The organism is Micromonospora terminaliae, from assembly GCF_009671205.1.
GTDB classification, from domain to species: domain Bacteria; phylum Actinomycetota; class Actinomycetes; order Mycobacteriales; family Micromonosporaceae; genus Micromonospora; species Micromonospora terminaliae.
The window spans coordinates 3,393,690-3,407,057 of sequence record NZ_CP045309.1; the positions used below are offsets into that span (position 1 = coordinate 3,393,690).

A 13,368-nucleotide genomic window follows, 5' to 3' on the forward strand; every position below is an offset into this window, starting at 1 on the left:
GCGTCAGGCAACGGACGTGGCCGCCCAGCCGGCGAGGAGTTCCAGGACCGGGCGGCGGCCGGCGAACATGGCGGCCTCGTCGCGCCGGTCGTAGGTCTGGCCGGTGGCGCCGCCGGCCCGATTGAGCATCACGGGCGCGAGCCAGAAGTACTTGGCCGCACCGCTGAGCCGCACCGCGTGGGCGACGAGCGCCGGATCGACGGCTCCGCGCAGCCCGTCGACGTAGCCGTCCAGCACCGCGTCGGCCACGTCGGTCAGCAGCGCCACGTCGACCAGGCCGTCGAGGAAGGTGTCCAGCACCAGGTTTGCCGCGTCCTCACCGATGGGCCCCGGGCCGACGAAGGACCAGTCGAGCAGGACCGGACCGCTGTCGGCGAACACCAGGTTCGCCGGCCAGACGTCGTGGTGGCAGAGGGTACGCGGTAGCCGGTCCGTGGCCGCCAGCACGGTGTACCGCTGCTCCCAGAGCCGGCGCAGGTCGTCCCGCAGCGGCTCCGGCCAGGCCACCACAGCGACCGGATGGTCCCAGGGCACCGGCTCGGTCACCGGCCGGCTCAGCGTGTAGTCGCGCAACCAGTCCCGGGCCAGCCAGTCGTACCGGGACACGTCCGCGGCCCGGCGGGTGGTCGGCGCGGCGCCGGGGTCGGCGAGCCAGGCGGCCTGGGCGGCCCCGAGCCGGCGGGCCAGGTCGGCAAGGTCGCGAACGGTGCCGGTGGTGCCCGGGCGGCCGGCCGCCTCGGTCAGCCAGAGTGCGACCGTCCCGTCCGGACGATCGTCGATCGCCAGGGGGTCCGGAGCGACGAGACCCGCGTCCGCGTAGCAGGTCGTGGCCACGCCGCTCCGGTACGCCTCGACCTCGCGCCGCCAGTAGTTCCAGTGGCCGGGGTCGTCGCTCGCCGCCCAGTGTGCCGGGCCGACGCCCGCTCCTGGCGGCGCGATCAGCTTGAGCACCGCCGACCGGCCGGCCCGGCGGGTCCGCCAGATACCTCCGGTGACGCCGTTGAGCGGGTTGTGTGTCAGCGACTGTGCCGGCACCTCGGCGGGAACAAGGTCGGCCGGAGGTCGGGTCACCGGGCGAGCCTAACTCCGCGCGGCGGGACGCACGGTCCGGCGGTCAGACGGCCACCCGGTCCCGCCCCGCGCGGCCGGGAGCGGGATCGGCCGCGCGGAGCCGACTGGGCAGCGGGCGCAGCCAGGGTCCGGCGAGGAGCCCGACGGCGATCTGGGCAGCCCCCGCGACGACCAGCGTGGGGCCCGCGCCGGCCAGCCCGATCACCGCGCCGCCACCGAGCAGGCCGATCGAGACGGCACCGTCGTGCACCAGGCTCTCCACGGCGAAGGCGGCCCGCCGTTCGGCGCCCTCGGTGCGGGTGGTGATCAGGCGGTTGACCGCGCCGATGCCGAGCGGCATGGCGAGGCCGCCCGCGGCCGCCAGGACCGCGATGAGCGGCAGCGACGCGGTGACCGCGGGCAGCGTCGCGAAGGTCGCGCCCAGCAGGATCCAGCCGGCCGCCACGGTGGCCAGTGGCGGCAGCCGGGGTACGAGCACCGGGGCGACCAGCGCTCCGGCGAGCGAGCCGGCGCCGTAGCCGGTCATGCCGGCCGAGATGAGCAGCCCGGGCCGGCCGGTCTCGGCGCCCAGGATGGCCAGCCCGAGGGTGAAGGCGAACCAGGCGAGGCCCCCGACGCCGGCCATGGTGACCGCGCGGCACACCTCGGGGTGCCGGGCCAGCACGTGCCGGAGCGCGGGGGCGGCGGCCGCTTCCTCGGCGGCGGCGGGTGCGGCGGTGCCGCGGACGGCGAGCAGCAGGACGGCCCCGAGGGCGACGCCGGCCGCCTCCGCCCAGAGCAGCCGGAGCGGCCCCCCGACGGTGACCGCCCAGCCGGCCAGCGGCGGCGCGAGGATCATGGTGCTGCGGTGCGCGAAGTCCTGCCAGGCCAGCATCCGGGCGGCGGCGTCGCCACCGGCGCAGATGTCGGCGAGCAGGGCCCGCTGGCCCGGCCCGCTCAGCGTGGTGGCGGCGCCGGTGACGAGGCCGGCGGCGGCCAGGTGGAACGGGCCGACGGCGCCGACGGCGGCACCGACCGGGACGACGAGCAGGCCGAGCACCTGGATCGCGAGGACGGCCGCGAGGGCCGGGCCGGTGGTCAGCCGCTGCCGCAGCCCCCGCGCCCACCAGGCGGAGGTGAGCATGGGCAGCCCGACCGCCCCGCCGACCAGGCCGGTGGTCCAGGCCGAGCCGGTCTCGGCGAGCGCGACCAGGGGCAGCGCGACGGCGGTGGTGCGTTGGCCGAGCCAGGTGACGAAGGTGGTCGTGAGCATGGCGGCGATGTCCCGGCGGGTGGTCACGGCTTCGATCCTCTGGCCCCGCCGGCCGGCCCGGTAGCTGGCGGTTCGACCGGCGGGCTCATAACCTGGGCCTATGAGCTCCCTACCGTCGGTCGAGGACCTGCGGCTCGTGGCGGCGCTGGCGCGGCACGGCTCCCTCGGCGCGGCGGGCCGCGAGCTGCGGATCAGCCAGCCCGCCGCGAGCAACCGGCTGGCGGCGCTGGAGCGGCGGATCGGCGAGCGGCTCTTCGACCGGGACACCACGGGCGCGCGGCCGACCCCGGCCGGGCGGGCGCTGGTGGCCGAGGCGGTCCACGTCCTGGGGCACCTGGAGGCGATCTTCGACCGGACCCGCTCGGCGGCGCGCGGCGAGGTGCTGAGCGTGGGCACCTTTCCGAGCCTGGCCGCGTGGCTGTTCCCCGCGCTGGCCGCCCTGCTGCGCGACGCGACCGTGCACCAGGTCACCGACCACGGTGACCGCCTCGTCGAGTGGGTCGGTGAGGGCTCGCTCGACGCCGCGTTCGTGACGGTCGCCAACCAGATGCGGCTGCCCGCCACGGCCACCGCCACACCCGTGGCCGGCGACCGGCTGGCCCTGCTCACCCCGCCCGGGGTACGCGTCGGGTCCGGGCGCCGGCCGTTCGCCGGCCTCGACGTGGTGGCGCACAGCTACGACCCGTCCGCCGACGCCCTGCACCGGCGGCTCTCCGCGCTGGGCGCCCGGCCGACACCGGCGGCCACGGGCGAGACGGCGGTGCGGATGGGGCGGCTGCTCGGCTGCCCGGTCGTGCTGCCGCGCGGGCTCGCACTCGCGTACGCGACCCCGGACGAGGAGGTGGCGCCGGCGCCGGTGCCGGGCCGCTTCACCCTGTTCCTGGTGACCCGGCGACCGGTCCCGGCTGTGCTGGCGGCGGTCGTGGGCGGGCTGGCCGCCCGGCTCGGGCTGGAGCCGGCGGGCGGGGAGCCCTAGACCGCTCTACTTCGCCGGCAGGGTGCCGGCGTAGCCCACGCCGCGACCGACCCACCGGGCCAGCTCGGCGTCACCCGCGACGGCCGAGGGCTCCACCGTGATCCATCCCCGCATCGGCCGCCCCCGCATCACCGTCGCCTGCGCGCCGGGCTCCGCCTCCAGCCGCTCGGACTCGGCCGGGTCGACGCGGACCATGAGCCCGCCGGCGCCGCGGACGACCACCGCCATGTTGCCCTGCACCATCATCGCCAGGCCGCCGAACATGCGCTGCTCGGTGAACCCGGACTCACGCCCGACCAGCTCCCGGACCCGGTCCGCGAGGTCCTCGTCATACGCCATGTCCGCATCCTGGCACCCGGGGCGGACAACACGGGGTCACGGCCTGGGCAGGTCGGCGCAGAGCTTCCCCGGGAACGCCGGCTCGACGCTGCGGACCCGTCCGCAGCCGGCCTCCGCCGAACCGGCGATCGTGGCCCAGCCGCGCTCGCCCGCCCAGCGCAGGAAATAGCGGCGTACGGTGACCGACGCCTCGCAGCCCGGCCTCGCCTCGGCGCCGCACGGTACCGGATCCAACGGCACCGTCATGACCAGCCACCGGCCGTCGCAGGCCTCGGACGAGCCGACGGAGTGCCGGGACACGTCCATGCCCCGGACGGCGACGCTGATCCAGGCGGGGTCACAGTGGTCCGTCGGCATCGGGTCACAGCCGAAGGTCGCGTCGCAGCGGCGGTACGCGGCACCGTCGGGCTTCCACGGCTCCTGGTTGAGCACGACGACGCGGCCGGCGATCGGTCCCGGCGCGGTCAGCGTCACCTGGCCCGGTGTGTGGGTCGGGCAGGCGCCGACCACCCCCGACAGGCGCGAGTCCTGCACCACGTTCGCGTGGACGCGGTTGTTCTCCTCGACGAGGTAGGTGACCCGCGGATTGCGGGAGCACCCGTCGGCGTCCCCGAGCAGCGCCACGGTCAGCACGAGCGAGCGCGGGTCGTCGCCGAGGCGTACCGCGGTGACGTCGGCCTGGTAGGTGGCCCACCGGGTGTCGTCGGCGGTGCCGGCCGGTGTGGGCGCGTCACCCGACGCGGGCCCGTCGCCGGGCGTGGGCACGGCGCCCGGCCGGGCGCAGCTCGCGAGCGCGGCGAGGCACAGCAGGGCGGTGGCGAGTCGACGCATGGCACCGAGTCTGGCCGGGCCGCCCGACCCCCGCATCCGTACGGGTACTCAGTCCACCTCAGACACCGACGCGCTGCTCCGGGATGCTCAGGCCGTAGAGGGCCATCAGTTCCGGGCTGTCGATCCGGCTGCCGTCGGCCACCGAGTCGCAGGCGATGTCGACGATCTGGTCCTTGTGCGCGAGCAGGTACGGCCGGGCGCCGACGTCGGCGCTGGCCAGGGTCGCGATGCCGGACCAGTGCCGGCGGCCGAACAGCATCGGGTAGCCGCGCAGCCCGTCGTAGGTGGCGCAGACCAGCACGTCCGGGTACGGCAGGGCGGCGACCCGGCGGACCGCCGCGGCGGTGAGCCCGGGCATGTCCACGGGCACCACGACCACGGCCTCGATGGTCTCGTCGGTCAGCGCGGCCAGGCCGGCCCGGATCGATGAGCCGACCCCGGTGCCCCAGGCCCGGTTGACCACCACGGTGGCGGCGGTCAGGTCGGTGGTCTGGCGCACCTGGTCCGCCGCCGCGCCCAGCACGACGACGACCTCCACGCAGCCCGCCTCGGCCATCGTGTCGATCATCCGGCGGACCAGGGGCTTTGCCCCCTGGTGCAGCAGCGCCTCGGGCCCGCCGATCCGGCGGCCCCCGCCAGCGGCGATGATCATTCCTGCGATCCGGTTCAGCGGTGCCCCCTCGACCTGGGGGACGGACCGAAGGCAGCCGCGCCCGGTCCGTCCCGTCGTACGCACACCGGGCCCAACGAGCACGCCCGGGAGCGGGTAGCGGGGCAAATCGGAAAATTGCGTGGCTATGCCGCGTCGGCGTAGCAGTCCACGACGGACAGGTCGAGCGGGAAGCGGACCGGTGTCTCGCCGAAGAGCAGCCGGGTGGCGCGCTCCCCCGCCCCGGTGACCGCCGCGGCCACCGTCTCGGCCGCCTCGGCCGGGCAGTGCACGATCACCTCGTCGTGCTGGAAGAAGACCAGCTCCGCGCGGGTGCCGGCCAGCTCGGTGCGGAGCGTGGCCAGCAGCGTGGAGGCCCACTCGGCGGCGGTGGCCTGGATGACGAAGTTGCGGGTGAACCGGCCGCGCGAGCGGGCCGCCCGGGCGCGCGGGCTCTGCGGATCGGCCTCGGCATCCGCCACCGGCTCGTCGGCGTCGCCGAAGCCGGCCGTCCCGGGCGGGCAGGTGCGCCCCAGCCACGACCGGACCAGGCCGCCCGCCTCGCCGGTGCGGGCCGCCGCCTCGACGTGGCCGAACGCCGTCGGGTAGTTCTTCTTGAGCACCGCGAGGGCGGGCACGGCGGCGCCACCGGTCTGCCCGTACATGGCGCCGAGCAGGGCCACCTTGGCCCGGGCCCGGTCACCGGCGAAGGCGTCCCGGGCCAGCGCGGCGTAGAGGTCACCGGCGCCGCCGGCCGCGGCGAGCCGCTCGTCGCCGGACACCGCGGCCAGCACCCGTGGTTCGAGCTGGCCCGCGTCGGCCACCACGAACGTCCAGCCCGGGTCGGCCACCACGGCGCGCCGGATCACCTTCGGGATCTGCAACGCGCCGCCGCCCCGGGTGGCCCACCGGCCGGAGACCACGCCGCCGGGCACGTACTCCGGGTGGAACCGGCCGCCGGAGACCCAGGCATCCCGCCAGGCCCAGCCGTGGGCCGTCCAGATCCGGTACAGCTCCTTGTATTCCAGGACGAGCGGCACGGCCGGGTGCTCCACCCCGCGCAGCACCCAGGCCCGGGTGTTCGGCAGCTCCACGCCGGCCCGCGCGAACGCCTTGAGCAGCTCGGCCGGGGAGTCGGCGTGCAGCTGGCGGACGCCGAACGCCTCGGCGATCCGGGCCGCCAGCTCGGCCAGCCGGCGGGGCGGCCCGCCGACCGGGGACGCCTCGCCGAGCAGGTCGGCCAGGATGGCGTCGTGCACGTCGGCGCGCCAGGGCAGCCCGGCCGCGCCCATCTCGGCGGCGATGAGCGCGCCGGCCGACTCGGCGGCCACCAGCAGCCGGAACCGGCCGGGGTGTTCGGTGCGCGCGATCCGGGCGAGCTGGTCCGCGTACACCCGGGTCAACGCCGTGATGCCCGGGCCGGGCGGGCCGGACGGCGCGTCGAAGAGCGCGCCCTGGCCGTGGCCGGGCGGCTCCGGCGGGCGGGGCGCCGGGTCCGGCGGGACGGGCGCCCCGGTGAGCCGGGCCCAGGCCGCGGCGAGCGAGCGCGGCTCGCCCCAGCGGCCGGCGTGGCCCAGCAGCAGGGCCTCGGTCAGCTCGACGTCGTGGCACCGGTCGAGCCGGACGCCGGCCCGCAGCAGCGCCGGGTAGAGGGTGGCACCGCCGGCCCACACCCAGCGGGGGCGGTCGGCGGCCTCCCGGGCGGCCACCGCGGCGGCCAGGTCGGCCACCGGCTCGGCCGGGCCGGCCGGGCGCCCGGCATCGTCGAGCGGTTGCAGCACTCCGCCGCCCCGCTCGTCCGACTCCACCGCCACCAGCACGGACGCGATTCTGCCCGGCCCCTCCGACAGATGCCGGAGCGGCCGGGCAGCGGGTCGCGCGGGTTACTTGCCGACGCCGGCCGTGAGGCCGGACTGCACCTGGCGCTGGAACACGATGTACACGATCAGCACCGGCAGCATCGCCATGGTGACCCCGGCGAAGAGGCCGGACCAGTCGGACTTGTAGCCCTGGTTGACCGACAGCTCGATCAGCCCCTGGGCGATCACCTGGTGCTTCGGCTCACCGGAGACCGACTGCATGAGCAGGGTCGGCAGGTACCACTGGTTCCACTGGCCGAGCACGTTGAAGATGCCGATGCTGATGAGGCCGGGCTTGGCCATCGGCAGCATCACGCTGAAGAACGTCCTGGTGTGCGACGCACCGTCGACCTGGGCCGCCTCGGCGATCGAGTCGGGCAGCGTCCGGAAGAACGAGTGCATGAAGAAGATCGTGAAGGACAGCGACCAGGCCACGTAGACCAGGATCAGCATGACGTGCTTGTTCGGGCCGAGCAGCGGGAAGCTGACCCCGGTGTTGTAGACGCCCTTGAACAGCGGCACCGCAGCCAGGTAGATCGGCAGGGTGAGCCCGGAGAGGAACATGTAGTAGATCAGCCGGTTGCCGCGGAACTCGTAGCGCGCCAGGGCATACGCGGCCATCGAGCCGAGCAGCATGGTCAGCGTGACGCTGCCGATCAGCACCAGGAGGGTGTTGAGGAAGAACGACCCGAGGTGCCCCGCCGTCCAGGCCCGGGCGAAGTTGTCGAAGTGCAGCGTGTCGGGGATCAGCGAGAGCGGCTCCTGGATGACCTCCGAGTCGCTCTTGAGCGCCGACATCACCACCCACAGCAGCGGGTAAAGGACCATCAGGGCCCACACCAGCAGGAACAGGTGGGAGAAGCCGTTGAAGATGCGGGAGCCCCAGCCGGGCCGGTGCGCGTCCCGGCCCGCGGGCGCGGTGCCGGGCGGGGTGGTGGCCTGGCCGGCCCGGTCGAGACCGTGCGTCGCCGTGCTCATCGTCGCGCCTCCTTCAGAACTCGATACGGTCACGACGGGTGATCCTCAGCTGCACCGCGGCGAGCAGGATCGTGAAGATGGCCAGCGCGACACCCATCGCGCAGGCGTAGCCGAACTGGCCCTTCTGGAACGCGGTGAAGTTCAGCACCGACGCGAAGATCTCGCTGGCGTGGTTCGGCCCGCCCTGGCTCGGCGTCATGACGAAGACCAGGGCGTACATGTCCAGGGCGATGAAGCCCAGGTAGACCCAGGCGACCGAGATGGTGTCCCGGAGCAGCGGCAGGGTGACCCGGAAGAACGTGTGGAAGCGGCCCGCCCCGTCGAGGATCGCCGCCTCGTAGATGTCCTTCGGGATCGACTGCATCGCCGCGGAGAACAGCACCATGTAGAAGCCGGCGCCGCTCCACACCGCGATGAGCAGCAGCCACCAGAGCACCGCGGGGATGCCGAGGAACGGCTCCGGGTCGGCCGTGAAGGCGATCGGGTTGTCGGCGTCGACCAGCCCGATCTTGATGAGCAGGCCGTTGATCAGGCCCTGCTGGTCGGTCCGGTAGATCTGCTGCCACATGACGGCGATGACCACCAGCGACAGCACCTGCGGGAAGAAGAAGATGACCTTGTAGAGGGCGGAGCCGAACACCCCGCGGATGCCGGCCCTGTCCTCGCGTCCGCCCACGTTGAGCAGGAACGCGAGGAACAGGGCCAGCGCGATGGTGAACAGCGGCACGGTGACCAGGAAGAAGACGTTGTGCCAGAACGCCTTCCTGATCAGCTCGTCGGAGAGCAGCCGGACGTAGTTGTCCAGCCCGACGAAGTTCTGGGCATCCGAGTACCCACCCCAGTCGGTCAGCGAGTATCCCGCCGCCTGCGCGAACGGCCACACCACGTAGAACAGGTACAGCGCGACGGGCAGGGCCAGGAAACCCGTGACGAAACGCGCGACTCCGTGCCGCATTGGACTCACTCTCTCCGTCGGATCAGGCGGTGCGGGTCTGCTTCTTGATCGACGAGTCCTTGGCGACCTTGTCGGCGGCCGCCTGCATCTTGTCGACGAACTGCTGCGCGGTGAGCCGGCCGGCCATCAGCTCCTCGGAGAGGTTCTGGCTCTCCTTGTCCAGGTCGGCGTAGAAGTCCTGGAACTTGACGGAGATCAGCTCGCTGCCGCCGTTCTTCATGAGGCTGTTGGCGCTGGAGAGAGCGGTGTCCTGCACGTTGTCGCCGGAGCCCTTGGTGGAGGCCAGCGACTTGGTCAGCTCGGCGAACTTGGCCGAGCCGGCCTTGGACAGGATGGCCCGCAGGAACTCCTTCGCGGCCTCCTTGTTCGGGGCCTTGCTCGGCACGACGAAGCCCTCGCCGGAGGCGGCGAACACGTCCTTCGGCGCCTTGTCGTCGGCGTTGTGCCAGTAGTCGGACAGGGTCAGCTCGAAGCCCGGCGGGATGGTCGCGGACATCTCGTTCTTCAGCCAGGTACCGACCTGGATGAACGCCGCCTTGCCGTCGAGCCAGGCCTGCTGCGACTGGGTGTGGTCGAGCTTGCCCGGGAGGAGCAGCTTGTCCTTGACCAGCTTCTCCCACGGCTCCAGCGCCTTGAGCACGCCGTCGGCCTTCCAGGCGCCCTCCTTCAGGTTGTCGATGTCGACGACGACCTGCTTGCCGGCGGTCTTCCAGATGCTCGCCATGAGCGCCCAGCGCGGGTAGTAGCCGTGCACGGCGTCGTGCACGTACGGCGCCATGCCCTTGGCCTTGATCTTCGGGGCCAGCGCGAAGAACTCGTCCCAGGTGGTCGGCGCCTGCCAGCCCTCCTTCTTGAACAGCGCCGCGTTGTACCAGTTGCCCCACACCGTGTACGCCACGTTCACGACGTAGAACTTGCCGTTCTGGGTGCCGTCGCCGACCGTGCCCGGCAGCAGCGAGTCCGCCACCGTGCCCTCGCTGTCCCAGGCGGGCGCGGTGAGCAGGTCGTCGAGCGGCTCGATCGCGCCCTCGTTGATCAGGGTGCTGCGGTCCATCATGTCGGCGCCCGAGTTCATGACCAGGTCACTCGGCTGCGTCGCCATCTTCGGCTGCTCTTCGGTCTTGATCTTCTGCGTCGACGACATGTTGACCGTGACGTTCGGGTGCTTGGCGCTGAAGATGACCTTGTCTTCCTTGGCCCACTGGTCGCCCAGACCGCCGTTGAAGATGACCACCTTGACGGCGCTGCCGTCCTTGACACCGAACGGGTTGTCCTTGCTCTTGGCCGCGCCGCCGGTGTCGGACTTCTCCGGCTCGCTGCCCGCGCAGGCGCTGAGCAGGCCCATCGCCGGTGCGGCGAGGAGGCCGGCCGCGGCCGCCCGCTGGAGCAGGGTCCGGCGGCTGAGGTCGCCGAGGTTCTCGGGGGTAACCGACATCTCTGTCTCTCCTTGTGTGTCGGGTCAGGCGGTCCGCCGGAGGCGCCCGGCGTACCGCGACTCGAGGGCGAGGTTGTGCTCGTCCCCACCGGGGACGTTGGCGGAGAGGTAGATAGGGGGTACCTCCCCGGCCTGGTGGAACCGTCGTACGACCTCGGCGGTCAGCAGCTGCGCCAGCAGCGCCGCGGTGACCGACGAGACCGCACAGACCGCGCCGCCGCCCTCGAGCGGCAGCAGTGCGTCGCCGTACGGCGCGCCGTTGTCCAGCACGACGTCGGCGAGGTCGGCGAGCCGCTGGCCGGACGGGTGCCGCGGGGCGACCCGTGCGGTGTGCTCGACCGAGGTGACCGCGATCAAGGGGTGACCGTGCTCCCGGACCAGCGTCGCCAGCTCGACCACCGAGCCGTTGATGCCGGACTGGGAGGCGACCACGAACACGTCCTCCGGCTGCGGCGCCGCCAGAGCGTAGAGCTGGTGCGCCACGGCCGGGTCGCGTTCCAGCTTGGGGTCGGCGAGCACGTCGCGGGGCGCGTCGCCGTGCAGCACGAGGTCGTGCAGGGAGAGTCGGTTGGTCGGGACCAGACCGCCGGCCCGGGCCACCAGCTCGGCCGCGAACGCCTCGGAGTGGCCGGCGCCGAACGCCTGGAGCACCCCGCCGGCACGCAGGCCGCCGGCGATCACGTCGGCCGCCCGGTCGACCGCCTCCGCCTGGGTGTCGACCAGGCGGTCCAGCACCGGGCGGACGGCGTCCGCGTACCCCTGGGCACTGATCATGAGGTGGCCCCCTTCTCGGCCTTGTGCCCGTCGACGGCCTGGGCGGTGCGCCGGAAGGCCGCGTGGGCGCGGTCGTGGGTGCGCTGCGCCACCGCGATGTAGAGCAGGTCGAGCACGACGAGCTGGGGATGCCGCGCGGAGAGCGCGTCGGGCCGGAAGGTGGTGGCCTGGCTGGCGGTGACCAGCACGATGTCGGCCAGCTCGGCCAGCGGCGAGCGGGGGAAGCCGGTCAGCGCGACCGTGGTGGCGCCGCGGCTGCCCGCCTCCGCGAGCATCTCGATGGTCTCCCGGGTCTGCCCGGTGTGCGAGATGCCGAGCGCGACGTCGCCGACGCCGAGCAGCGCGGCGCTGGCGAGCCCCTCGTGCACGTCGCTCCAGGCCCAGGCGGCCACCCCGATGCGGTGCAGGCTGAACTGCATCTCCTCACCGACCAGGGCGCTGCCGCTGGCGCCGAAGATGTTCACCCGGCTCGCCCCGGCGATCGCCACCGCGGCCCGCTCCACCTCGGTGAGGTCGAGCAGCGCGGCGGTGTCGTGCATGGCCCGCGTGTCGGCGGCCATGATCTGGTCGAGCACCCGGGACAGCGGGTCGCTGGGCTGAATCTCCCGGCCGATGTCGACGGTCCAGCCGGCCGAACGCGCCCGGCCGGTCTCCGCCGCGATACCGAGCCGCAGGTCGGCGTAGCCCTCGAAGCCCATGGCCCGGCAGAACCGGGTGATGGTCGCCGGCGAGGTGCCGCTACGCTCGGCCAACTCGACGATGGTGGCCCGGGCCGCCGCCTCCGGGTCACTGAGCACGTGCTCGGCGACCCGGCGCAACGCCCCCGTCAGCTCCCCCGCCCCGGCCCGGACCCGGGCCAGCACGCCGTCGGAGGAGACGGTCACCGCACCCCGCCGGTCGACCGCGTCGGCGTCGACCACCGCGGTCCCCGCGGGGGTGTCCACCTCGTGATCAACCATGGGACGCCTTTCGGAAAAGAGTGTTAACTGTTAGTGGTAAAAGTTCTTACTGAAGGCCCCTCCGTGTCAAGGCCGTGGGCGAAGTTTTCAAACTGTTACCTGGCGCACAGGCCGGATCTTGCTTCGCGGAGCGCGGCCGACCAGCATGGAGGGATGTCGGACACCGTCGTGGTCGGCCTCGACGTCGGGGGTACGTCCACCCGCGCCGCCGCCCTCAGCCTCGACGGGGTACGCCTCGGCACCGGCCGCGCCGGCGGCGGCAACCCGACCAGCCACGGCGCCGAACGGGCGGCGGCCGAACTCCTCGCGGCGCTGCGCGCCGCGCTCACCGACGTCGATCCGGCCCGGGTCCGCGCCGGCGTCATCGGGCTGGCCGGGGCCGGCCGACTCCTCGCCGACCCGCAGGGCCGCGCCGCCTTCGACCGGGCCTGGGCCGACGCGGGCCTGCGCCACCCCTACGCCGTCCACGGCGACGCCCTCGTCGCGTACGCCTCCGGCACGGCGGCCCCCGACGGCACGGTGCTCATCGCCGGCACCGGAGCGATCGCCGCCCAGGTGCGCGATTTGCGCCTCGACCGCACCGCCGACGGGCACGGCTGGCTGCTCGGTGACGCCGGCTCCGGGTTCTGGCTCGGCCGGGAGGCGGTCCGTCGCCTGCTCACCGACCTGGACCGGGCCGAGGCGCCCGGCGACCTGGCGCGCCGCGTGCTCGCCGACCTGACCGGCGCCACCGAGGTCGCCGACCGTCCCCGCGCGACGGCGGAGGCCGTGGTGCAGGCGGTGACCCGGCGGCCGCCCGTCGAACTGGCCCGACTCGCCCCGCTGGTCGTGACCGCGGCGCGGGACGGCGAACCGACCGGCGTGGCGCTGGTCGCGGAGGCGGCCGCGCTGCTGGCCGAGAGCGTCTCCCGCATCCGACCGCCCGGCGCGACCGACCCGGTGGTGCTCGGTGGCGGCCTGCTCACCGGGGACACCCCGCTGGCCGCCGCGGTACGCGCCGAACTGGCCCGCCGGTGGCCGGACGCACCGCTGCACAGCGCCGGCGACGGCGCCGCGGCGGCGGCCTGGCTCGCCGCCCGCGACCTGCCCGAGGTCACGGACCCGGTCGCGCTGCACGCCCTCCTGGTGCCGACGGCGGGCTGAACCAGGCGACGCACCCGCATCATCCCGGCGACCCGGTCTCCAGGCGGCCGGGCCGGCCACCGCGATGCTGGGCCTCCCGTTCCCGTAGCCGCTGTCGAGCTGATGTCGCAAACGACTCGTCGGACACCCCGCGGAACCCCTGCGGCG

At 74.0% G+C, this 13,368-nt stretch carries 13 protein-coding genes; 2 read left to right on the forward strand and 11 right to left on the reverse strand.

All coding sequences use genetic code 11. The features are described from left to right. Positions 1-3: 3 nt before the first annotated feature. The gene (locus GCE86_RS15330) at positions 4-1,071 is read right to left on the reverse strand and encodes a phosphotransferase (RefSeq protein ID WP_154227602.1); all 1,068 of its coding nucleotides are present in this window, start codon (positions 1,069-1,071) and stop codon (positions 4-6) included. Between the two features lie 43 nt (positions 1,072-1,114). Further along, positions 1,115-2,350 carry an MFS transporter gene (locus tag GCE86_RS15335; protein ID WP_154227603.1) on the reverse strand — a complete coding sequence of 412 codons (1,236 nt, stop codon included), beginning with the start codon at positions 2,348-2,350 and terminating at the stop codon, positions 1,115-1,117. A 73-nt stretch (positions 2,351-2,423) separates the two neighbouring features. Here GCE86_RS15335 and GCE86_RS15340 point away from each other — a divergent pair, with 73 nt between their 5' ends. Continuing rightward, a complete protein-coding gene (locus GCE86_RS15340) occupies positions 2,424-3,299 on the forward strand; it encodes a LysR family transcriptional regulator (RefSeq protein WP_154227604.1) in 876 nt (291 codons plus the stop codon). Positions 3,300-3,305: 6 nt separating this feature from the next. Here the strand turns inward: GCE86_RS15340 and GCE86_RS15345 are convergent, their stop codons facing one another. The 9 genes from GCE86_RS15345 to GCE86_RS15385 form a co-directional block, all read right to left on the reverse strand. After that, the gene (locus tag GCE86_RS15345; RefSeq protein ID WP_154227605.1) at positions 3,306-3,638 is read right to left on the reverse strand and encodes a TfoX/Sxy family protein; all 333 of its coding nucleotides are present in this window, start codon (positions 3,636-3,638) and stop codon (positions 3,306-3,308) included. A gap of 36 nt (positions 3,639-3,674) precedes the next feature. Then, positions 3,675-4,469: a hypothetical protein gene (locus GCE86_RS15350; RefSeq protein ID WP_154227606.1), complete on the reverse strand. Its 795-nt coding sequence runs from the start codon at positions 4,467-4,469 to the stop codon at positions 3,675-3,677. A gap of 58 nt (positions 4,470-4,527) precedes the next feature. Further along, positions 4,528-5,121, reverse strand: a complete 594-nt coding sequence (locus GCE86_RS15355) for a nucleotidyltransferase family protein (protein WP_154227607.1) — start codon at positions 5,119-5,121, stop codon at positions 4,528-4,530. A 143-nt stretch (positions 5,122-5,264) separates the two neighbouring features. Then, a complete protein-coding gene (locus GCE86_RS15360; RefSeq protein ID WP_420846454.1) occupies positions 5,265-6,938 on the reverse strand; it encodes a bifunctional 3'-5' exonuclease/DNA polymerase in 1,674 nt (557 codons plus the stop codon). 63 nt (positions 6,939-7,001) lie between these two features. Continuing rightward, complete coding sequence (locus tag GCE86_RS15365; RefSeq protein WP_154227609.1) at positions 7,002-7,955, reverse strand: carbohydrate ABC transporter permease; 954 nt, start codon at positions 7,953-7,955, stop codon at positions 7,002-7,004. A gap of 13 nt (positions 7,956-7,968) precedes the next feature. Continuing rightward, complete coding sequence (locus GCE86_RS15370; RefSeq protein ID WP_154227610.1) at positions 7,969-8,910, reverse strand: carbohydrate ABC transporter permease; 942 nt, start codon at positions 8,908-8,910, stop codon at positions 7,969-7,971. Positions 8,911-8,932: 22 nt separating this feature from the next. Next, entirely contained in the window at positions 8,933-10,345 is a 1,413-nt protein-coding gene (ngcE, locus tag GCE86_RS15375) for an N-acetylglucosamine/diacetylchitobiose ABC transporter substrate-binding protein (protein ID WP_154227611.1), read from the reverse strand. A gap of 24 nt (positions 10,346-10,369) precedes the next feature. After that, positions 10,370-11,119 carry a sugar isomerase domain-containing protein gene (locus GCE86_RS15380; protein ID WP_154227612.1) on the reverse strand — a complete coding sequence of 250 codons (750 nt, stop codon included), beginning with the start codon at positions 11,117-11,119 and terminating at the stop codon, positions 10,370-10,372. After that, positions 11,116-12,078, reverse strand: coding sequence for a MurR/RpiR family transcriptional regulator (locus tag GCE86_RS15385; RefSeq protein WP_154227613.1), 963 nt, complete (start codon positions 12,076-12,078; stop codon positions 11,116-11,118). Before GCE86_RS15385 ends, GCE86_RS15380 begins: the two co-directional genes overlap by 4 nt. Before the next feature lie 153 nt (positions 12,079-12,231). On the opposite strand from GCE86_RS15385, the gene GCE86_RS15390 reads away from it, so the two are divergent. Beyond that, complete coding sequence (locus GCE86_RS15390; protein ID WP_154227614.1) at positions 12,232-13,221, forward strand: N-acetylglucosamine kinase; 990 nt, start codon at positions 12,232-12,234, stop codon at positions 13,219-13,221. Positions 13,222-13,368 lie beyond the last annotated feature (147 nt).